The organism is Collinsella sp. AF11-11 (assembly GCF_003465485.1).
Classification (GTDB): domain Bacteria; phylum Actinomycetota; class Coriobacteriia; order Coriobacteriales; family Coriobacteriaceae; genus Collinsella.
The window spans coordinates 40,368-61,782 of sequence record NZ_QSAS01000008.1 but is presented as its reverse complement, the minus strand read 5'-3'; the positions used below and the strand labels follow the sequence as shown (position 1 = coordinate 61,782).

Sequence of the window (21,415 nt, the reverse complement as noted above, 5' to 3'; positions counted from 1 at the left end):
CTCCTGTCGCCCGCGATGTACCTGAGACCATCTTCGCCTGTATTGCGACTATACAGGCAAGCACAGCCTGCGACAAAGGGGGCAGGCACCTGACACATTCTGTTAGAGTTGCAGGGATTGAATCCCGCTTATTCATGCGACATTGGAGTGACAACCTTGACCGCCGCAACCACGTCTAAAAGTAAGTCAACCGCCGCCGCGCTCTCCCCCGCGCGCACCAAGCTCTGCCTGGCGCTGCTCGTGCTGTTGGGATTCTCGCTCGGCTGCTCAGAGTTCGTGGTCATCGGCATCGAAAGCGACTTGGCAACGGAACTCGGAATATCACTTGCCACTGCAGGCCAGCTCATCAGCGTGTTCGCGCTCGTCTACGCCATCGCCACGCCGGTGCTTGCACTCAGCACGGGGCGATTCCGCCGCTATCAGCTGCTCGTGTGCTATAGCATCGTCTTTGTGCTCGGCAACCTGGTCATGGCGTTGGCGCCCAACTTCCAGGTACTGTTTATCTCGCGCATTGTCCTGGGCTCTGTCTCGGGCGCACTGCTCGCCGTGGGCGTGACGTACATCCCCGAGCTGCTGTCCCCGCAGCAAACTTCGCTTGCCATCTCGGTGGTATATGGTGCGTTTTCCGTGGCAATGGTCTTTGTCACTTCGATTGGCAAGTTCGTGGCCGACACGCTCGACTGGCACGTGGCCATGTACGGCACGCTGACCTTTGCCGTTCTGATCTGCGGAGCGCTCGTGGCGTTTATGCCGCGCGCTGGGCAAACCGACGAGCCTGCCACCTTTCGCGAGCAGGCGGGTCTGCTGCGCGAGCCGAGCATCATCACCGGCATGCTCATCTTTTTGTTTGGCGTAGGCTCGGTCTATGTGTTCTACGGCTACGTGACGCCTTATCTTGAGCAGGTGCTGGGCATGGGCACCGTTCAGGCGAGCACCACGCTTATGGCCTACGGCGTGTTCTGCCTGATCTCGAACATCCTGGGCGGATGGATCGACGCACGTTTTGGCATGAAGGCACTGCTTGTGACGTTTGTGCTGCAGGCTGCGGCGTTGCTCGGGCTGTTTGCCGTGGGCGGCACCATGCCGCTCGCGCTGGTCTTTGTCTTTAGCTTGGCGCTGCTCATGTACCTGTTCTCGGTGTCGTGCATCACGCACTTTATGGACGTGGCACGCAGCCGCCACCCCAAGTCGATGGTACTCGCAAGTTCGGTTGAGCCCATGGCGTTTAACGTCGGCATTTCGTTTGGCACCGCGGTAGGCGGAGCCGTGGTAAGCGGAGTTGGCATTGTCTGCGTGGGCGCGGTTGGTGCCGCGTTCTCGCTTGTGGCCTGGGCGCTTACGCTGGTGACGATTAAGCTGGCACGTTGGGAGCGCAAGCGGACGAGGGCGTAGGCGTAGATGAGATACTCGAGCTCGATGGTGGTGATCGAAAGGAAACCGCATATGCAACGTGTACTGTTTATCTGCTATGGAAATATCTGTCGCTCGACGATGGCTGAGTCGGTGTTTACCGAGCTGGTGCGGCGCGCCGGGCGCGCGGGCGAGTTTGTCATTGATTCCGCTGCGACCTCGACCGAGGAGATTGGCAACCCGCCACATCACGGTACCGTTGCCAAGCTACGCGAGGTCGGGATTCCCGTCGTCGCACATCGCGCACGTCAGGTGCGTCGCGCGGAGTATGGCGACTGGGATCACATTGTCTATATGGATGCTGAGAACGCGCGCGGCCTGCGTCGCCTCTTTGGCGACGACCCCGACGGCAAGATTACGCGCCTGCTCGATTGGACCGATCGTTCCGGCGACGTGGCCGATCCCTGGTACACCGGCAACTTCGATGCCACCTACCGCGACGTACTCGACGGTTGCATCGCTATGCTCGAGCAGCTGTAGGCAAGCGAGCTCGCGAGGTGCGCCATTGGCATAAAACGAGCGTGGATTATCTCCCGCATACAAATTGAGCGTGGATTTTCTCCCACTTTGAGCGTTCAAGTGCGCTCTAAACGGGAGAAAATCCACGCTCATTTTCTCGGTGGGAGAAAATCCACGTTCAACTACTCGTCGACGATCTCGGCGAGCCAGACGTTGAGGGTGTCGACCTCGGGGCAGCAGAACTTTGCCGTACCAGGCTCGTTGCCAGGCACGGTTCCGCCATAGCGCAGGATATCAATATAGGGAAAGCCCACATGGCAGGCCATGGCGCACATCTTGCCGCGGTCTCGGTCGAAATCAAAGACGTCGCCCGGCTTGTGACCATGGTGGCAGCGGCACGCACCCAGCTGGTCCACGCAGCTCACGCGGATACGCGGACGCTTGCCGCGCGGCGCGCCGAGCGGCTTGTTCTCGCCCGTGGCCTCGGTACCACTCTCGTCGGCGTTACTCATGGTCAATCACATCCAGGCAGGCCTCGATGGGAAGGCCGGCGGACTTATCCTCCTGGTCGGCATTGCGCTCGATAAGCTCGGCTACTACGCGCATGGCATCGCTCGTCGCGCGCTGCAGACTCCAACCTGCCATAACGCGGCCGACGAGCACCGCCGAGAACGTGTCGCCCGTGCCCGGGAAATAGACCGGAATGAGCTCAAAGGGAATCGTGAAGTACTCCCCCGCTACATGGTCGTAACCGATAACCGCGTTCGTGCCATTGACCACGGCGCTCGTAATGACCACCGACTTGGCACCCAACTCGCGCACGGCGTCCACAAGGACGCGGGCCTCATCGGGCGTGATCTGCTCTGCAATAGGCGTATCGGTGAGCAGACAGGCCTCGGTGTAGTTGGGCACCGCGTAGTCTGCGCACTCCAGCAGGTGCCGCATAAGGCCAATCGTGGACTCGGGCACGCCGGCATAGAGCTTGCCGTTGTCGCCCATGATGGGATCGACGAACACCTTGGTGCCCTTTTGCGCGCGGCGGTGGCAAAAGTCCGAGATGATGCGCGTCTCTTCCTCGGTCACGATAAAGCCGGTGGAGATGGCGTCGAACTCAAAGCCGAGCTCCTCCCAGATAGCGAGACTCTGGCGCACGTACTCCGTGGTGTCGTGGATGTAGAACTTGGGGTAGTTGAGCGTATCGGAAACGAGGGCCGTCGGCAGGTTATGGATACGGTAGCCCATGTGCGACAGCACCGGCAGCATGGCGGAGAGCGCGACCTTGCCGTAGCCGCACATATCGTTGATCAGCAGCAGCTGAGTATTCTTCATGAGGGTCTCCCTTGTTTCGGGTGCGGCGCAGCAGCGCCACAGTGCGACTAAGTGTAGCGCAGGAGGCATTGTGGGCGGAGGCGAGCGGTACGAAGGGCAAATTGTTGCGGAAAGGTTTCGGAAATGGGGGCTGTTTGCTCCATGGCGGCCTAGTTGATGCTACTCATATAGCGCCATTTCAAAACTATGCATATTTACTACGTTTAACCGCCCGCCTCTAACCACAACGAATTTCTCTCCAACAAAACCGCAGGTAGATAGCTTGCGTTTTTTCAGAAACAGCTGTTGTGGTCAGCGATGCTGGATTCATCGTAGTAATTAGGCATAGTTTTTGGCAAGGCCGCTTCGAAAGGCATCATCGCAGCCCAAAACGATACCTTTTCCTCCGTCCCCCCAGGGATCAGATTGCCGCTTGGGAGCGTTTGCAGCGTCGAGCGGTTACGGCGTTTGGTAAAACGCCGTAACTTAATAAGTTTGGTACCTTGACATTCATTTCTTATGCTCCTAGATTAGTTAGGCACAAAACAATTGCACTACCTAACTAAAGAAAGGAGCGAAGCTTAGATATGTGTGTTGAACCACTCGTCCTTCCGCATGAGCCCGGCGGTGACCCGTCGCAACCGGTAGACATACCCGAAGCGGTCAGCGCCGAAGACAAACTCGCCAAGCGCATCCTGAGCGGCCTGGGCTTTTGCGGCCATTACATGCATTTTCATGGCGGAGGCGTGTCCGGCAAGGCGCCCATCATCTGCCTGCTGGCCAAGCAACCCGGCGGCGAGATGTCGCAGCAGGAGCTCGGCATGCACTTTGACCTCAAGCCGGGATCGCTTTCCGAGATCCTGTCCAAGCTCGAGCTCAACGGCCTCATCGAGCGCAGCCGTAACCCCAAGGATCGACGGCAGCTCACCATTCGCCTGACCGAAACCGGCCGGGAAAACGCCCGCATCGACCAGGCAGCCCGCATTCGCTTTAGAGAACGGGCCTTTAGCGCGCTCACCCACGACGAGCGCGAGGACCTCGCCGAAATGCTCGAGAAAATCCGTGTAACCTGGGAGGAACTGGATGATTAAAACCCTCATGGGCAGCATCCGCGACTATATGAAAGTCACCGTTGCCACGCCGTTGCTCGTGCTTGGCGAGGTGCTCTGCGAGATGCTGATTCCATTTATCACCGCCAACCTGATCGACGCTATCAAAGACGGCGCCACCGTAGCCGAGATGCTTCCCACCGCAGGCTTTTTGGTGCTCATCGCGCTGACATCGCTTGCTTTTGGCGCCGCGGCAGGCGTCACCTGCAGCCATGCGAGCTGCGGCTTCGCCAAGAACCTGCGTCACGACCTGTTCTACAAAATCCAGACGTTCAGCTTTGCCAACATCGATGAGTTCTCGAGCTCCTCGCTCGTCACGCGCCTGACCACCGACATCAACAACGTGCAGCAGGCCTTTATGATGATCATCCGTATCGCCGTGCGCGCGCCGCTGGTCTTGATCTTCGCCTTTACCATGGCATTTATCATGGGCGGCAGCGTCGCCATGGTCTACCTGGTCATCATTCCGCTGCTGGGCTTTGGACTGTTCTTTATCATCTTTAAGGTGCGTCCCATCTTCTCGCGCGTGTTCCACAAGTACGACGCCCTTAACGAGTCCGTCGAGGAAAACGTCACCGGCATGCGCGTGGTCAAGAGCTATGTGCGCGAAGACTTTGAGAAGGAGAAGTTCGCGACCGCCGCACGCGACGTCCAGATGGACTTCACCCGCGCCGAGAAGCTGCTCGCCTTTAACAACCCCATGATGAACATCTGCGTCAACGGCGCGTTCGTCGTCATCATCTACCTGGGCTCCAAGCTCATCATCACGAGCCAGGGCACGCTGTTCGACGTGGGCCAGCTCTCCTCGACCTTTACCTATGGTTTCCAGATTCTCATGAGCCTGATGCAGCTGTCGATGATCTTTGTCATGGTGACCATGGCCGACGAATCGGCACACCGCATTGCCGAGGTGCTGGCCGCCGAGCCCACGATCGCCGATCCCGCCGAGCCCGTGCTCGAGGTTGCCGACGGTTCCATCGACTTTGACCACGTGAGCTTTAAGTATTCCAAGCATGCGAAGCGCCAGGCGCTCGACGATATCGACCTGCACATTACGAGCGGCGAGACCATCGGCATCATCGGCGGCACCGGCTCGGCCAAGTCCACGCTCGTTAACCTCATCGCCCGCCTGTACGACACCACCGAAGGCGCTGTGCGCGTGGGCGGCGTGGACGTGCGCGACTACGACCTGGACGCGCTGCGTCACCAGGTCGCCATGGTGCTGCAGAAAAACGTGCTGTTTAGCGGCACCATCGCCGAGAACCTGCGCTGGGGCGACCCGAACGCCACCGACGAGGAAGTCCGCGAGGCAGCGCATCTGGCCTGCGCCGACGAGTTTGTCGACGGTTTCCCCAAGGGCTACGACACCTGGATCGAACAGGGCGGCTCTAATGTTTCGGGCGGTCAGAAGCAGCGCCTGTGCATTGCACGCGCCCTGTTGCGTCGCCCCAAGATCTTGATCCTGGACGACTCCACCAGCGCCGTCGACACCAAGACTGACGCCAAGATTCGCGCAGGCCTGGCAAGCTATCTGCCCAACACGACCAAGCTCATCATCGCCCAGCGCATCAGCTCCGTGCAGGACGCAGACCGCATCATCGTCATGGAGGGCGGCCGTATCGCGCAGATCGGCAACCATGACGAGCTACTCAAGACGAGCGAGATCTACCGCGAGACCTTTACCTCGCAAAACAAGATGTCTGCCGAGGGCGAAGGGGCCGTCGAGGCCGACACCGAGGCATCCGCAACGCAAGCTCAGACCCAGGAAGGAGGCGAGGCACATGAGTAAGGCAACGACCGCCGAGCGCGCGCTCAACCGTAAGGGCGGCACCATGTCGCGCCTCATCAAGACGCTCTTTGGCTTCTATCCCGTGCTTTTGCCCCTTGTCGTCGCCGGCGTGGTGCTCTGCGCCATCATCAACTCCATCGGCGCGACCTTCCTGCAGAGCGCCCTGCAGATTATTAGCGAATCGTGGCAGTCGGGCGATTGGGAAGCCGCACAGCCCAAGATTCTGCAGCTCGTGACCACCCTCGCCTGCATCTACGGCGTCGGTGTCCTGTCCTCGCTCTTCTGGAACCGCGCCATGGCTATCGTCACGCAGGGCTCGCTGGAGAAGCTGCGCGAGATGATGTTCAACCGTATGCAGGACCTGCCGATCCGCTACTTCGACACGCACCAGCGCGGCGATATCATGAGCCACTACACCAACGACATCGACACGCTGCGTCAGATGATCAGCCAGTCGCTGCCCAACCTGCTCATGACGATCATCATCATCGTCACGGTGTTCTTTATCATGCTGTACTACAGCGTGTGGATGTGCCTGGTCATCATCGCCGGCGTCGCCTTTATGACCTTTATGACCAAGCTGCTCGGCTCCAACTCCGCGCGCTTCTTCATTGCGCAGCAGACCGAGCTCGGCGTGGTCGAGGGCCATATCGAGGAAGTCATGAACGGTCAGAAGGTCGTCAAGGCGTTCTGCCACGAGTCTGCCGCCGAGGCCGATTTTGACGAGCGCAACGAAAAGCTCTTCGAAGTCTCCCAGAAGGCCAACATGTACGCCAACATCCTCATGCCCATCCTTATGAACCTGGGCAACTTGCTCTACGTGCTGGTGGCCCTTGCCGGCGGCATTTTCCTGGCGCTGGGCGTGCCCAACCTGAGCATCTCGGGCATGGCGCTGTCCATCGCCGTCGTGGTGCCGTTCCTTAACATGACCAAGCAGTTCTGCGGACAGATCGGCCAGATCTCGCAGCAGATCAACGCCGTGGTCATGGGCCTCGCCGGCGCCGACCGCATCTTTGAGCTCATCGACGAGAAGCCCGAGGCCGACGAAGGCTACGTGACGCTCGTCAACGCACAGGTGAACCCCGAGACTTGGGAGTTCGAGGAGGCCGACCACCACACCGGCATGTGGGCATGGAAACATCCGCACCGCGCAACCGGCGAGATCGAGTACGTGCCGCTGCGCGGTGACCTGGTCATGGACAACGTGGACTTTGGCTACACGCCCGACCACGAGGTGCTGCACGGCGTGTCCGTGTTTGCCAAGCCGGGCCAGAAGGTCGCGTTTGTCGGCGCCACCGGTGCCGGTAAGACGACCATCACCAACCTCATCAACCGCTTCTACGACATTGCCGACGGCAAGATCCGCTACGACGGCATCAACGTCAACAAGATCCGCAAGGCAGATCTGCGCCGCTCGCTGGGCGTGGTGCTGCAGGACGTGAACCTGTTCACCGGCACCGTGATGGACAACATCCGCTACGGCAACCTGAGCGCCACCGACGAGGAGTGCATCGCGGCGGCAAAGCTCGCCGGCGCCGACGACTTTATCACCCGCCTGCCCGACGGCTACGACACCATGCTCACCGGCAACGGTGCCCAGCTGTCGCAGGGCCAGCGCCAGCTGATCTCAATCGCCCGCGCTGCCGTCGCCGATCCGCCGGCAATGATTCTGGACGAGGCCACGTCGAGCATCGACACCCGCACCGAGGCCATCGTGCAGGAGGGCATGGACAAGCTCATGGAGGGCCGCACGACGTTTGTCATCGCGCACCGCCTCTCCACCGTGCGCAACTCCGATGCGATCATCTGCCTGGATCACGGCCGCATCATCGAGCGCGGCAACCATGACGAGCTGATCGCTAAGCGCGGGTATTACTACCAGCTGTACACCGGCGCGTTTGAGCTGGAGTAGGACCAGTTACTGACGGAGGGTGCCCCGGGGGCGTCGGGGTAATTCCTCCGTGCTCAAACATTCTCGCTGCGCTGCGAAACTGCGCGCGGAGGAAATACCCCGCCGCCCCCGGGGCACCCTCCTGCGCGCAATCGCCCGTCATTTAGAGCGGAATAAAAGTTTGTGAGCCCCTGGTCGTTTGGCCAGGGGCTCGTTTTGTGTGGGTGTTTTGGTTGGCAGGAGCTGCATATTATTCGTATAATTTATCGTAAGTTCCCGTACATCGATTGGAGCCTTACATGCCTGCCATTAAGCCTGTTTCCGATTTACGCAATTACAACGAGGTGCTCTCCGACGTCCACGAGGGCTCCCCGGTCTTTCTGACCAAAAACGGGCACGGTTGCTACGCTGTGCTCGACATGAAAGACTACGACCGGTTTTGTGCCATCAGCACGCTGATGTCGGAGCTTGAGCGCGGGCGCAGCTCGGGCGAGGAGAGCGGATGGGTCTCGTCGGACAACGTCGCCGCACACTTCCGCCGCAAGGCCGCAAGCCATGCATAGCTGCGAGATCGTCTACTCTCCGCTGGCTCTGCAAGATCTCGACGATATCTGGGACTACATTGCCGTCGAACAGGACAATCCCGCAGCAGCGGAGAGAATCGTAGAGGGCATCCTCGCTCGGATAGACCTGCTATCCAGCTTCCCAGAGTCGGGTACGCCACTCTCTTCGATCTATCCCCTACGCTCCGATTACCGGTTCGTGGTCTGTGACAGCTATCTCGCGTTTTACCGTTTTCACCAGAAGGTCTATATCGACCGCGTCCTCCACGGAAAGCGCGATTACCTGCAAATACTGCTTGCCGAATAAACAAGCCCCGATATAAGTAGGCCCCTTATCCAGGACCATGCCCGATGCAGCTAAAAAAGCCCCGTCCTAAATTAGCTACTTGAGGAGTTGGGCCATGGCGTTGACGAATTTTTGTACTTGGAGGGTTGGCTCGAGCGGGTAGTGCAGAAAGACCGGCACCTCACGGCCGCACAGGAACGGCACGCCCACAAAGGCCGGGTGCACGCCCGACCATGCGCCGCAGGTGAGCACCGCGTCGCCCTTTTCCTCGGCCTCGTTAAAGAGCGCAAAGTCAAAGCTGTCCACGTCGATCACGTCCACGCCGCCGTCGGCCAAAAGGTCGATGCGCAGGCTGTCCATGGCGTCGTTGCCGTGGCGCAGTACGCGCAGACGCATACCCTCCAAGTCGGCGATCGAAATACGGTTCTTGCGTGCCAGCGGGCTCGTGCGCGGCAGGTCGATATAAAACGGCACGTTGACAATGCGGAGCTTTTGGCAGGCATCACCCCAGCGTGGGGTAGAAAAACTCGACTGCACCACATCCACCTCGCGCCCCAGACTGCGCATGACGGTCTCGCGCTCATCGTAAAGGTCCCCCACCGGCACAATCTCAAAACGCAAGCGCGGCTCCATGTCGTGCACCTGCGGCCACAGCGCGAGCGTGTGGCGCCCCGGGCACATCATCGATACGCCCAGGCGCACCGCACCGCCATCGCCCGCCGCTCGCCGGGCGCGGCGCAACGCATCCTCGGATTGGCGCATGATCGAGCGCGCGTCGTCCACCAACAGCGCGCCCGCCGGCGTCACCTTGACGCCCGAGTGCGAGCGCTCGAACAACGTGATGCCAAACTCGGCCTCGAACCCCGACACCTGTTTGACGAGCGCCGGGGTCGACACGCGCAGCTTTGCCGCGGCACGCGAGAAACTTCCCAGCTCCACGGCGGCCGAAATAGCGTCAAGTCGTCGATCGTACACGTCAATCTCCCGTTTTCGCACGCGCGGGCCCACAGCGCCGCAGGGGGTCGTTTTCGCAGGTCACACGCTCAATCGAGAACAAACCTCAATGCACAGTGTAAACCTACGGTTAATGCCATTCTAACAAATATGCAATTCACCTGCGCGAACGCTAAGCATACGATAACCAGCGAAAACCACGTGGGTCGGTTAATGGGAGCGACCCACTGGGAGGCACAAGAAGGGAAGTTCCTATGAGCAATTGGCTTAAGCTCGAGGGCGATGTCTGCGCCGTGACCGGCGCACTCGGCGGCATGGGCGTCGAGATTTGCCGCGAGTTCGCCCGCAACGGCGCCAACGTCGTCCTGCTCGATCTGGACGAGGAAAAGGTCAAGGCCGCTGCCGCCGACCTCGCTGCCGAGTTTGGCATCCACGCCGAGGGCTACAAGATGAACGCCACCGACGAGGCCGAGGTTCAGGCCGCCGTCGACGCCACCATCGCCAACTTCGGCCGCGTCGACGTTCTCGTCAACACCGCCGGCATTCTGCGCTTCGCAGCCATGGAGGACCTGCCGCTGAGCGACTGGAACGAGGTCCTCAACGTCAACCTTACCGGCTACTTCATCACCTCGCAGCGCTTTGGTCGCGAGATGATTAAGGCCGGCCAGGGTCGCCTGGTTCACATCTCGACCGTTGCCAGCCACTCCCCCGAGACGTTCTCGGGCGTGTACAGCTCCACCAAGGCGGGCGTCAACATGATGTCCAAGATACTGGCTGCCGAGTGGGGCCCCTACGGCGTGCGCTCCAACTGCGTCGAGCCCTGCTTTGTCAAGACCCCCATGTCGGCGAGCTTTTACGCCGACCCCGAGGTCGAGAAGAGCCGCAGCCGCCTCATCGCCACGCGCCGCATCGGCGAGGTCAGCGATATCGCCAACGCCGTCATGTTCCTGGCGTCCAAGCGCTCGGACTTTACCACCGGCGACGCCATCAAGGTCGACGGCGGCTTCTCCAATATGATGGGCGACCTCACCGCCAAGCCCGGCGGCCGTCGAGCCTTTGCCGACAACTACCTCAAGAACAAGGGTGTCGAGCTTTGGTCCGACGAGTCTGGCGTCGCAAAGCCCACTGACCAGTAAACCAGCCTGACAGGGAGGCCCCGCGGACGTGTCCGCCCCTCCCCCGCATCGATTAGAAAGAGTCCAATGGCTTCCACCAACTCCAACAAGGGTCGCGCCGTCGTGCTTTCCGCCGCGTGCGTCACCATGTTCTTTATCAGCTCCATCGCGCTGTATTCCGTCGTGAGCAAGAACCTGCTCGCCGTCTACCCCGAGTGGTCCAGCGCCCTTACCTGGGCTTTCCCGGTCTTTCAGACCATCATGGCCGTGACAGGCATCTTCGCCGGCCGCATCTCCGATAAGATCGGCCCCCGCAACGTCGTGATCGCCGCCGCCGTGTGCTACGGCCTGGGCTGGTTCATGTCTGGCACCGTCACCGAGCCGTGGCAGTTCTACCTGTGGTTCTCGCTCGTCGCCGCCATCGGCAACGGCCTGGGTTACAACCCGGCGCTCACCACCGGCCAAAAGTGGTTCATCGACAAGAAGGGCCTGGCCTCCGGCATCACCCTGGCCGCTTCGACCGCCGGCCCCGCCGTGCTGTCCCCGGTGCTCGCCTCGCTGCTCATCCCGAGCCTGGGCATCTTTGGCGCCCTCAAGGCACTCGGCGTCATCTTCTTTGCGATGATCGCCGCCTCCGCCCTGTTCCTGAAGGCCCCCGAGGCCGGTTGGCTGCCCGAGGGCTTCGAGGCCCCCAAGGGCGGCGCACACGCCGGCACCTTCGGCGACCTCACCCCGGGCGAGATGGTCAAAACCCCGCGCTTTTGGATCCTCATCGTCACCTTCGCCTTTGCTGCCACTGCAGGCACCCTGCTCGTGGGCAAGGTTGCCTCCATCGCCGCCGTCCAGCTCTTCGCCGACCCCACGTGCGCCGCAGCTGTCGCCCTCGGCGGTGTAGTGGTCTCCGTCAACACCTGCGCCAACCTGGTCGGTCGTCTGTCCTTTGGCCAGATCATTGACAAGCTCGGCGCCTACAAGTCGCTGCTCATCAGCCTTGTCGTCACCATCGTCGCGCTCGTCATCATGTCGATGAGCTTTACGCAGAGCATGTTCTTTGTGGCGCTCGCCCTGCTCGGCTTTAGCTTTGGCGCCCTGCTCGTCATCTACCCGCCGCTCACCGGTGGCGCCTTTGGCACCAGCAACATCGGCGTCAACTACGGCATCATGTTCTTGGGCTATGCCGCTTCCACCTGGATCAGCCAGCCCATCACCGCTGTGCTGTATCACGCCGAGGCCGGCAGCGCCGCCTACCAGCAGTCCTTCTACGGCGCCATCGTGATCGCCGCCATCGCCGTCGTGCTCACCGTCTACATGATGGTCTCCGACAGCAAGAAGAAGTCCGCCTAGTTTTACCGATGCGACAAAGGGACAGACCCTTTGTCGCATTCCACCGGTCACCAGTATTAAGGAGTCGAAATGTCTGAGCTCAACCCCGTCCGCATCGCCGTCATCGGCGCCGGCGCCATGGGCCGCAACCACATCCGCTTTGTCACCGAGGAGCCCGAGGCCGAGCTCGTCGCCATCGCCGACGCCTTTGAGGGCGCCCGCGCCACGGCCGAGGCCGCCGGCGTGCCGTTCTTCACCGATCCCGCCCAGATGATGGACGAGATCAAGCCCGAGGCCGTCATCATCGCCACCCCCAACGACCTGCACCTGGGCGTTGCCCGCGAGGCCATCAAGCGCAACATCGTGCCGTTGGTCGAAAAACCGATCTCCAACGATCTCGAGGATGCCCAGGCCTTCGCCGCCGAGGCCGAGACCGCCGGCGTGCCCGTGCTCGTGGGTCAGCACCGTCGCCACAACCCCTTCGTCAACAAGGCCAAGGAGATCATCGAGTCTGGCGAGCTGGGCAAGCTCACCGTGTCGAGCTTCCACTACATGATCTACAAGAACGACGAGTACTTCGATGTCGAGTGGCGCCGCAAAAAGGGTGCCGGCCCGATCCTGGTCAACCTGGTTCACGACGTCGACCTGCTCCGCTACCTGCTGGGCGAGCCCGTCGCCGTCCAGGGCATGCAGTCCAGCGCCGCCCGCGGCTTTGAGACCGAGGACTCCGCCGTGGTCAACGTTCGCTTTGCCGACGGAGCGCTCGCGAGCATGACCATCTCCGACGCCACCGCCAGCCCCTGGAACTGGGAGGCGACCGCCCGCGAGGATCCGCAGTACCGCCCCTTCGACGCCGACGCCTACTTCATCGGCGGCACCAAAGGCGCCCTGTCGCTGCCCCGCCTGCACCAGTTCTCCTACGACGGCGCCTCCAACTGGCACAAGCCGCTGCAGATGGAGATTCCGGCCGTCGACCCGGCACTGCCGCACAAGATGCAGCTCAAGCACTTTGTGAAGGTTGTCCGCCGCGAGGTCGAACCCGTCGTGACCCCCGCCGACAACGTCAAGACGCTCACGCTGCTTAACGCCATCAAGGAGGCCGCCGAGACCGGTCAGCTCGTCGAGCTGTAATGCCTTAAGAGCGGCCGCGGCAGAAACCCCATGCCGAGTCCCTCGGTCCGCCACAAATAAGCCCCTCTTCTTTGCCCCGCGAGCAGCCTCCTGCCCGCGGGGCATTTTGCTACCTTGCCGACGATTTTTCTGGAGCAGGAGCCATTTTGTACCTCGGATTGATTCGTTCGCCACGAAATGGGCCTATCTACTACGTTTAACCGATTGCCCTCAACCATGCCAAATTTCGAGAAATAAAAACCGCAGGTAGACAGGTTGCGCGTTCTCGGAAAACCGGGGATGGTCGACCCATACGGTTCAAACGTAGTAGATAGGCCGTTTTCATGGCGCGGCCCCAAAACAGTCTTTTGGGACGGGTGGTATCCTTGGTGGCTCTGTGCTGCAAATGCACCATAAACGCAAGGAGTTCCATGGATCTTATCGCCCAGCTCGCCCGCGAGCTCAACCTTAAGGCCGCCAACGTCGAGGCAGCCGTCAAGCTCATCGACGAGGGCAACACCATCCCCTTTATCTCGCGCTACCGCAAGGAAGCAACGGGCGGCATGGACGACGTTGCCCTGCGCGCGCTCGACGAGCGCCTGTCCTACCTGCGCAATCTTGAACAGCGTAAAGAGGACGTCATCCTGCTCATCGACGCCCAGGGCAAACTCACGCCCGAGCTCGAGCAGCAGATTCGCGAGGCCACACAGCTCCAGCGCGTCGAAGACCTCTACAAGCCCTACCGTAAAAAGCGCATGACCCGTGCGCAGAAGGCCCGCGAGGCCGGCCTGGAGCCGCTCGCCAATATGATCATCATGCAGGCATCGGCCAAGGGCAGCGCACTCGACGCCGCTGCGGCATACGTCAACGAACAGGCCGGCTTCGACACGCCCGAGAAGGCACTCGCCGGCGCCGCCGACATCGTGGCCGAGACGGTGGCCGAGGACCCGGAGAACGTCGCCGACCTGCGCACCTTTACGCAAAACACCGCCGACATCGTCGTCGAGGCCACCGACCCCGCCGAGAAGACCCCCTACGAGCCCTACTACAACTACGACGAACCCGTGCGCAAGATCCCCAACCACCGCATCCTTGCCATCGACCGCGGCGAGCGCGAGGGCAAGCTCCGCGTACGCGTCAACGTCGACGGCGCCGCCGCCACGGCACGCCTCGGTAGCCGTTGGCCCCGACGCCAGGGTGTCTTCGCCCCCGTCTTCGATGCCGCCATCGCCGACGGCTACAAGCGCCTCATGGCGCCCTCCCTTGAGCGCGAGGCCCGTGCCAAGCTCACCGTTCGCGCCCAAACCGAGGCCATCAACGTCTTTGCCAAGAATCTCGAGGGCCTGCTCTCGGCCCGCCCCGTGCGCGGCGCCCGCGTGCTCGCGCTCGATCCGGGCTACCGCACCGGCTGCAAAGTCGCCGTCATGGACGAGACCGGCAAGCTGCTCGACCACGGCGTGGTCTATCCCACCAAGCCGCGCCACGACGTCGCCGGCACCAAGCGCGAGCTCGCCCGCCTCGTCAAGAAAGACGGCGTCAACACCATCGTCATCGGCAACGGCACCGCCAGCCGCGAGACCGAGGAAGTCGTCTCGGAGTTCATTGCCGAGCAGGCGCCCGGGCTGCGATACACCATCGTCAACGAGGCCGGCGCATCGGTGTACTCCGCCTCCGAACTCGCGAGCCAGGAATATCCTGACCTGGACGTCACCGTACGTGGCGCCATGAGCCTGGGCCGCCGCCTGCAAGATCCGCTGGCAGAACTCGTCAAGATTCCGCCCCAGTCTATCGGCGTTGGCCAGTACCAGCACGACCTTGACCAGGCCGAGCTTTCGCGCACCCTGGGCCACGTGGTGGAAGACGTCGTCAACCGCGTGGGCGTCGACGTCAACACCGCGAGCGCGAGCCTGCTGGGCTACGTATCTGGTATCACGCCGAGCGTAGCCAAAAACATCGTGGCCTACCGCGAGGAAAACGGCGCCTTTACCGATCGCCGCCAGCTCAAGAAGGTCCCCAAGCTGGGACCCAAGGCGTACCTCAACGCCGCAGGTTTCCTGCGCATCAGCGGCGGCAAGAACCCGCTCGACGCGACAAGCGTCCACCCCGAAAGCTACGAGGTGGCCACGGCCGTCCTGGAGCACGCCGGCGTTGCGGCAAGCGAGCTCAGCCGCGGCGGCGTGCCCGATATCGAGCGCCGCCTGGGCAGCATCTCGGCGCTGGCAAGCGACCTGGACTGCGGCACCTTAACGCTCATCGACATTGTCAACGAGCTCAAGAAGCCCGGTCGCGACCCGCGCGACGACGCGCCCGAGGTGGTCTTTAGCCGCTCGGCGCTTTCCATCGACGATCTGGAGCCCGGCATGGAACTCAAGGGCACGGTGCGCAACGTCGTCGACTTTGGCGCCTTCGTCGACGTGGGCGTGCACCAGGACGGCCTCGTGCACATCTCCAAGCTGGCCAACCGCTTCGTCAAGCACCCCAACGACGTGGTGTGCGTCGGTGACACGGTCAAGGTGTGGGTTGAAAAGGTCGATCGCGACCGCAAGAAGATCTCCCTCACCATGGTGCAGAGGAAGTAAACCGCCAAAGCAAGGGTCCCCCCTCTCGCGACGTGCAAAATCGCGAGTATTCTGCATATTCCACCGTTCCGGATGCCCCTCAGAGACGAAAAAGCAAGAAACAGCCCCCGTTTTAGCGTCATCAGAGCCAAAACGGGGGCTGTTCCATGCTTCACCCAGCTGGTAAAAGCCTTTACCTTGCTGAATACTCTCAATTTTGCACGGCGCAGGCGGGGGTACCTTTGTCCACGGCAGGATATGGAAGCCTATCACCAACCTACCGGCAAGTTCGTGTCGGCAGCCCCGGCCTTTCCTTTGCCTAGCGCGACCCTCGCGAAGCGCGTGAGCGATAGGGAAAGGAAAGGCCGGGGCGAACAACCCGCGATGTAGCCAGCGTTCGCGTTACGGCAGGATATGGAAACCGAGCGAGGCGATATCCTTGGCAAAACCGCGCACGGTATCGAGCGAGACCTCATACGGGTCACGGCCGATGTTCTTACGCTTGGCCAGGATGCTGTTTGGCACCGTGATGATCTGGCAACCGCATCCTTCCGCCTGGTAAATATTGATAAGCTCACGCGTGGACGCCCACAGGACCTCGCAGTTGGGCTTGGCGGCGGCCTTCTTCACCGACTCCGTCATAAACGGAATGGGATCGACGCCGGTGTCAGCGATACGGCCGGCAAAGAGCGAGATGATGGATGGCGTCTCGGCATCAACGGCCTCGACCATCTCGTCGACCTGCGCAGGCGTAAAGATGGTGGTGACGTTGACCTTGATGCCGTCGGCCGAAAGCTTGCGGACCAGCTCGGCGGTGGACTCGCCCTTGGTAGTCACGCACGGAATCTTGACATAGACGTTCTCGGCCCAGGTAGCGATCTCGCGCGCCTCGACCTCCATGGTCTCGACGTCGTCGGCAAAGACCTCAAACGACACGGATACATCGGTGATGTGGGTCAAGACCTCTTTGGCAAACGCGCGGTAATCCGTCACGCCGCCCTTCTTCATAAGGGACGGGTTGGTCGTGAAACCCTGAACGTTGCCGTTCTCGTACATGTCGAGCATGCCCTCGAGATTTGCACCGTCAGCGAACACCTTGATTGCCATCTGCCTGATTCCTTTCGCTTGCACATGGGCGATAAACTGCTAAACACTTTACCTACGTTTATCAAGGCGTGAGCTGCGGGTTTTCATCTTCTCGGCGAACGGTTTTGCAGTTTTACCATTTTTATATCGACACCCCAGCGGCAAAACGTTTTTGCTGATCATCGCGGTTGATTCCGTTCGCGGCGCAGAGACAGCGCTTCACCGGTACGTTTTCACAACCACTCCAAAACAAAAGCGGTGACGCCTCATTTGAGACGCCACCGCTTCCGTGTAGGAGCCGGTTATCGGAGCTCCGCCCGATTAGGGCTTAACGTATGCCTGGATTACTCTTCCTCAACGTGGTTAATCACAGCACCCTTGGTGTGGATGAAGTTGGGGACGAAGGCGACGATCAGAAGGACAGCAAGAATCGCGTAGACACCGGTGGTACCGAAGGCCTCGGCAGCGCGGCCAAGCGTAATACCAATGACGGAGAAATCGAAGTCGCCGAACGTAGTGTTCTTGAAGCCAAAGACGTCAAGAACGGGCAGGAGCAGGGCCGGGGCAAAGGTGATGAGCAGGCCGTTGACGAAAGCGCCAAGAGCTGCGCCCTTGCGACCGCCGGTAGCATTGCCGTAGATGCCTGCGGTAGCACCGCAGAAGAAGTGAGGAACCATGCCCGGGATGATGAAGATGCCCAGGGTAGCGCCCACGATGAACATACCGACCACGCCACCGATAAAGGAAGCGACAAAGCCGAGGATGACGGCGGTGGGAGCATAGGGGAAGAAGACGGCGCAGTCGACGGCGGGGATGGCACCGGGGATCAGCTTGTTGGAGATGCCCTGGAAAGCCGGGACCAGGTCGGCAAGGATCATACGAACGCCGTTATAGACGATGGTGACACCAACGGCAAAGGACAGGGCACAGGTCAGGGCATAGACAATCACGTTGTCGCCGCCAGCGGTCTTGGTGACGACCGCAGGATCTGCGATGTAAGCGGCGAAAGCGGTAACCAGGTAGAAGAAGGCCATGGTAAGAGCCGTGGAGATGGTAGTGTCGCGCAGGAAGGCGAACTTCTCGGGAACCTCGATCTTCTCGGTGCTGTTCTCCTCGGCGTCCTTAGCAAAAAGCGTACCGACTGCAGCGGAGATGTAATAGGCGAGTGAACCGAAGTGGCCCATGGCGATTTCATCGCCATCGGTAACCTTCTCGGTGAAACGCTGACCAACGGCGGGAAGCATAGCGCTCACGAGGCCCAGGAACATGCCGCCCACGATGACAAGCTGGACATCCTGGAAGCCAGATGCCTGCAGAACGGCAGACAGCAGGCAGGCCATAAACATGCTGTGATGGCCCGTCAGGAAGATGTACTTAAACTTGGTAAAGCGGGCAATGATAATGTTCACGACATAGCCGAGAATCAGGATCATCATGGTCTGAACGCCGAGGACGCTCTGAGCCATCGAAACAACGACCTCGTTGTTGGGCACGACGCCGGTGATGTGGAAACCGGTCTCGATGAAGGTACCCAGCGGAGCAAGGTTCTCCTGAACAACAGCGGCACCGGCGGACAGCATGATGTAACCAAGAATGGGCTTCAGGGTGCCCGTCATCACCTTGTGGGCAGGACGCTTAAGCGCGACAAGGCCCACAAAGGCAAATAGACCCATAATCCACGCTGGCTTGGTCAGAATCGATTGGATAAACTCAAGTATGGGAAGGATGGCTTGCATCTGCGCTTCCTTTCTCTCTAACGTGGGCGCGTTTCCCTCTTCCACAGGGAACCGCCCTTTTTTGTGCCGCTTTAGGCGTTAGCGGCGGCCGCCTTGATTGCCTCGAGGGCGTCTTCGCGGATCTTCTTCTTGTTCACATAGCTGCGAACGATCACAACGTTGCCGTGGAGCTCGGGGGCGAGTTCTTTAACGGTGATGAACAGATCCGGATTTGCGGAAGAAGCACCGTTCAGGTCCATAGACTCAACGTCGGCCTCGATGCCCTCCTCCTCGCAAAGCTCCTCGACTTTGCCAGCGAGCATCAGGCTGGACCCGATGCCGTTTCCGCATACGGTGATGATATGCATGGCAACCTTCCTCTCCTACACGTGACGGTTTTCCTTCTATCCAAAAGCGGCGACGCATCGCCGTGCCATTAAGGCCTAAAAGAATGAACGCATGGTCTCCAAAACCTGCTCGGGCGCATCGCATGCGCTGAGCTTGGCAACGCAGTCCTCGTCCTCGAACATCTGCGAAAGCTCCGCCAAGCAGCCAAGATGAGCCTTGGGGTCGGGTGCGCAAATACCCACGAGCACGTGAACCGGATCGAAATCCTCGTGTCCAAACGCAATGGCAGGGTCAAGCGTGACGATACAGATCCCCGCTTCACTCACATTGCCATCTGCCTGAGCGTGGGGCATGGCGATGCCCTCTTCCAAGACCATATAGGGGCCGAATTTGTGAACCGATGAAATCATGGCGTCAACATAGCTCTGGTCGCATTTGCCAGCGTCTACGAGCAACTTACCGCATGCCCTGATCGCTTCCTCCCAGTCGGAGGCCTCGACGTGGCAGGCAACAAGCTCGGGCTTAAGAAGATCGGTCAGCATGCTCGTCCCCTACTCCTCGGGCAGGATATGAAAACCAAGCGCCTGAATGTCGCGGGCAAAGCCCTTGACCGTATCAAGCGAGTACTCAAGCAAATCTTTCCCGAAATTCTTGCGCTTGGCAAGAAGGGCATTGGGGACCGTAATGATCTGGCATCCAACGGACTCCGCCTGGAAGATATTGAGGACCTCGCGCGTAGACGCCCAGAGAACCTCGGCAGCAGGCTTAACGGCAGCCTTCTTTACGGACTCCGCCATGAGGGGCAGCGGGTCGACGCCGGTATCGGCAATGCGACCGGCAAAGATGGACAGAATAGAGGGGGTCTCAGCAGAGACGGCATCGACAAACTCGTCGACCTGCTCGGGCGTGAAGATAGTGGTGACATTCACCTTGATGCCGTCGGCAGAAAGGCGCTTGACCAGCGCGGCAGTGGACTCACCCTTGGTGTTGAGCGCCGGGATCTTAACGTAGACGTTGTCTGCCCAGGTTGCGATCTCGCGAGCCTCGGCTTCCATACCCGCCTCGTCGTCGGCGAATACCTCAAAAGAGACCGACACATCAGTAATGTGCTCAAGAACCGTCTTGGCAAAAGCGCGGTAGTCGGTCACGCCGCCGGCCTTCATAAGGGAAGGATTGGTCGTGAAGCCCTGAACGTTGCCATTGTCATGCATGTCAAGCATACCCTCGAGGTTAGCGCCGTCGGCAAACACCTTGATCGCCATGTTCGGTCCTTTCTCATCTAACACTATTGCTATCGAAAGCCTTCTTCTTTGTTTCAAAAGCTTTTCGGTTTTCTTTTATAAACCATTTCAAAAGCTATCGAAAGCTCAATTGTCAACTTTCCGTGAACGGTCGAATATCGGGCGTGAACGTACTTCTTTTGGGCGGCACCTTCAGAATGAGACTCTTTATAGCCCGTTTACGTGCGAACTATCTGCTACGCATGCATTTGTGACATGCCATTCCGTTCTTTTGATTCATTCGAATTTGCCTTGTTCTTTTCATATCGATACGTTATATTTCGATTACGAAAGGCGCATCTTTTACCTTTTGTTCAAAAGGAGCGGCATATGGCATCTACTTCAGACCTTTCACCGGCCGAGCGTCAGCGATTTATCATGAATTGGCTGGCCGAAAAGCCAAATATCTCGGTATCCGACATCGTTCGCCGTTTTTCGGTTTCGGAAGTCACCGCACGACACGACCTCATCTCGCTGGAATCCGAAGGCAAGCTGCGTCGCGTACGCGGCGGAGCGGTATCGCTTTCTCGCTCCAACGCAATCTCGTATCCCGAGGAGCGCATCAATGTCCAAGTCGAGGCCAAGGAGGCCATCGCCGCAACCGCAGCAACTCTTGTTGATGATGGCGATGTTCTGGTAATTGATATCGGCACCACAGGCTTTTACTTCGCTAAGGCCCTCATGGACAAGCGTGAGATCACCATTATCACCGGCGATCTTGCAATCGCGAACTACGCCAGCTTCAATCTCCCCAATGCTTCGGTAGTGCTGCTGGGCGGCTCCGTGCGCAAGGGGCACCTCTATCTCGCGGGCGCACTGACGCTCGACTGCATGAGCAAACTACATGCCGACAAGGCGTTTGTCAGTGCTGACGGATTCCACCCCGACCACGGTTTTACCGTCGAGCACGACTTCTCGGCCATGATCAAGCATATGTACCTTACCAACTCAAACCAGGGCTACATGATGGTTGACCAGGGAAAGTTCAACAAGACCAGTTTTTATCAGTCCGCGCAGATCGATGACCTCGACGGCATCATCGTTGATGGAGACAACGAGGGCATCATGACGGCGGCGATCGAGAGCAGTCGCAGTCATCCCAAGCTCTATA

The 21,415-nt window shown here is 60.0% G+C and carries 20 protein-coding genes; 12 read left to right on the top strand and 8 right to left on the bottom strand.

The genetic code is table 11. The features are described 5' to 3' along the window. Window positions 1-156 precede the first annotated feature (156 nt). Together DWV58_RS06385 and DWV58_RS06380 are read left to right on the top strand one after the other, a co-directional pair. On the top strand, window positions 157-1,392 hold the full coding sequence (locus tag DWV58_RS06385) for an MFS transporter (RefSeq protein ID WP_233540531.1): 1,236 nt from the start codon (window positions 157-159) through the stop codon (window positions 1,390-1,392). A gap of 51 nt (window positions 1,393-1,443) precedes the next feature. After that, complete coding sequence (locus DWV58_RS06380) at window positions 1,444-1,890, top strand: low molecular weight protein-tyrosine-phosphatase (protein WP_199586018.1); 447 nt, start codon at window positions 1,444-1,446, stop codon at window positions 1,888-1,890. A gap of 161 nt (window positions 1,891-2,051) precedes the next feature. Here the strand turns inward: DWV58_RS06380 and DWV58_RS06375 are convergent, their stop codons facing one another. After that, window positions 2,052-2,381 (bottom strand): TIGR04076 family protein, encoded by a 330-nt coding sequence (locus tag DWV58_RS06375; protein ID WP_199570679.1) that lies wholly within the window; start codon window positions 2,379-2,381, stop codon window positions 2,052-2,054. After that, window positions 2,374-3,198 carry a PfkB family carbohydrate kinase gene (locus DWV58_RS06370; protein WP_117776559.1) on the bottom strand — a complete coding sequence of 275 codons (825 nt, stop codon included), beginning with the start codon at window positions 3,196-3,198 and terminating at the stop codon, window positions 2,374-2,376. Before DWV58_RS06370 ends, DWV58_RS06375 begins: the two co-directional genes overlap by 8 nt. Window positions 3,199-3,764: 566 nt before the next feature. Here DWV58_RS06370 and DWV58_RS06365 point away from each other — a divergent pair. From DWV58_RS06365 to DWV58_RS06345, 5 genes are all read left to right on the top strand, one after another. Continuing rightward, entirely contained in the window at window positions 3,765-4,268 is a 504-nt protein-coding gene (locus DWV58_RS06365; protein WP_117776558.1) for a MarR family winged helix-turn-helix transcriptional regulator, read from the top strand. After that, complete coding sequence (locus tag DWV58_RS06360) at window positions 4,261-6,075, top strand: ABC transporter ATP-binding protein (RefSeq protein ID WP_117637688.1); 1,815 nt, start codon at window positions 4,261-4,263, stop codon at window positions 6,073-6,075. Before DWV58_RS06365 ends, DWV58_RS06360 begins: the two co-directional genes overlap by 8 nt. Beyond that, window positions 6,068-7,987: an ABC transporter ATP-binding protein gene (locus DWV58_RS06355; protein WP_117776557.1), complete on the top strand. Its 1,920-nt coding sequence runs from the start codon at window positions 6,068-6,070 to the stop codon at window positions 7,985-7,987. The genes DWV58_RS06360 and DWV58_RS06355 overlap by 8 nt, the downstream gene beginning before the upstream one ends. A gap of 278 nt (window positions 7,988-8,265) precedes the next feature. Next, a complete protein-coding gene (locus DWV58_RS06350; RefSeq protein ID WP_117646279.1) occupies window positions 8,266-8,529 on the top strand; it encodes a prevent-host-death protein in 264 nt (87 codons plus the stop codon). Continuing rightward, window positions 8,522-8,836, top strand: coding sequence for a type II toxin-antitoxin system RelE/ParE family toxin (locus tag DWV58_RS06345; protein WP_117776556.1), 315 nt, complete (start codon window positions 8,522-8,524; stop codon window positions 8,834-8,836). The genes DWV58_RS06350 and DWV58_RS06345 overlap by 8 nt, the downstream gene beginning before the upstream one ends. Window positions 8,837-8,911: 75 nt before the next feature. On the opposite strand, the gene DWV58_RS06340 is transcribed toward DWV58_RS06345, so the two are convergent. Then, entirely contained in the window at window positions 8,912-9,790 is an 879-nt protein-coding gene (locus DWV58_RS06340; RefSeq protein ID WP_233540530.1) for a LysR family transcriptional regulator, read from the bottom strand. A 233-nt stretch (window positions 9,791-10,023) separates the two neighbouring features. On the opposite strand from DWV58_RS06340, the gene DWV58_RS06335 reads away from it, so the two are divergent. The 4 genes from DWV58_RS06335 to DWV58_RS06320 all read left to right on the top strand — a co-directional run bounded on the left by DWV58_RS06335 (window position 10,024) and on the right by DWV58_RS06320 (window position 15,896). Beyond that, entirely contained in the window at window positions 10,024-10,905 is an 882-nt protein-coding gene (locus DWV58_RS06335) for an SDR family NAD(P)-dependent oxidoreductase (RefSeq protein WP_117776554.1), read from the top strand. A 66-nt stretch (window positions 10,906-10,971) separates the two neighbouring features. After that, a complete protein-coding gene (locus DWV58_RS06330; protein WP_117582972.1) occupies window positions 10,972-12,228 on the top strand; it encodes an MFS transporter in 1,257 nt (418 codons plus the stop codon). A gap of 69 nt (window positions 12,229-12,297) precedes the next feature. After that, window positions 12,298-13,338, top strand: a complete 1,041-nt coding sequence (locus DWV58_RS06325) for a Gfo/Idh/MocA family protein (protein ID WP_117776553.1) — start codon at window positions 12,298-12,300, stop codon at window positions 13,336-13,338. A 410-nt stretch (window positions 13,339-13,748) separates the two neighbouring features. Further along, entirely contained in the window at window positions 13,749-15,896 is a 2,148-nt protein-coding gene (locus DWV58_RS06320) for a Tex family protein (RefSeq protein WP_117776552.1), read from the top strand. A 381-nt stretch (window positions 15,897-16,277) separates the two neighbouring features. On the opposite strand, the gene DWV58_RS06315 is transcribed toward DWV58_RS06320, so the two are convergent. The 5 genes from DWV58_RS06315 to DWV58_RS06295 all read right to left on the bottom strand — a co-directional run bounded on the left by DWV58_RS06315 (window position 16,278) and on the right by DWV58_RS06295 (window position 20,286). Continuing rightward, window positions 16,278-16,982, bottom strand: coding sequence for a transaldolase (locus tag DWV58_RS06315; protein WP_199586016.1), 705 nt, complete (start codon window positions 16,980-16,982; stop codon window positions 16,278-16,280). Between the two features lie 323 nt (window positions 16,983-17,305). Continuing rightward, a complete protein-coding gene (locus DWV58_RS06310; RefSeq protein ID WP_117635569.1) occupies window positions 17,306-18,697 on the bottom strand; it encodes a PTS ascorbate transporter subunit IIC in 1,392 nt (463 codons plus the stop codon). A gap of 71 nt (window positions 18,698-18,768) precedes the next feature. Next, window positions 18,769-19,044, bottom strand: coding sequence for a PTS sugar transporter subunit IIB (locus tag DWV58_RS06305; RefSeq protein ID WP_117776550.1), 276 nt, complete (start codon window positions 19,042-19,044; stop codon window positions 18,769-18,771). A gap of 75 nt (window positions 19,045-19,119) precedes the next feature. Next, window positions 19,120-19,566, bottom strand: coding sequence for a PTS sugar transporter subunit IIA (locus tag DWV58_RS06300; protein WP_117776549.1), 447 nt, complete (start codon window positions 19,564-19,566; stop codon window positions 19,120-19,122). A gap of 9 nt (window positions 19,567-19,575) precedes the next feature. Next, entirely contained in the window at window positions 19,576-20,286 is a 711-nt protein-coding gene (locus tag DWV58_RS06295) for a transaldolase (RefSeq protein WP_117564350.1), read from the bottom strand. Between the two features lie 348 nt (window positions 20,287-20,634). On the opposite strand from DWV58_RS06295, the gene DWV58_RS06290 reads away from it, so the two are divergent. Next, a partial coding sequence (locus tag DWV58_RS06290; RefSeq protein WP_199586014.1) for a DeoR/GlpR family DNA-binding transcription regulator occupies window positions 20,635-21,415 on the top strand: 781 nt, incomplete at its 3' end.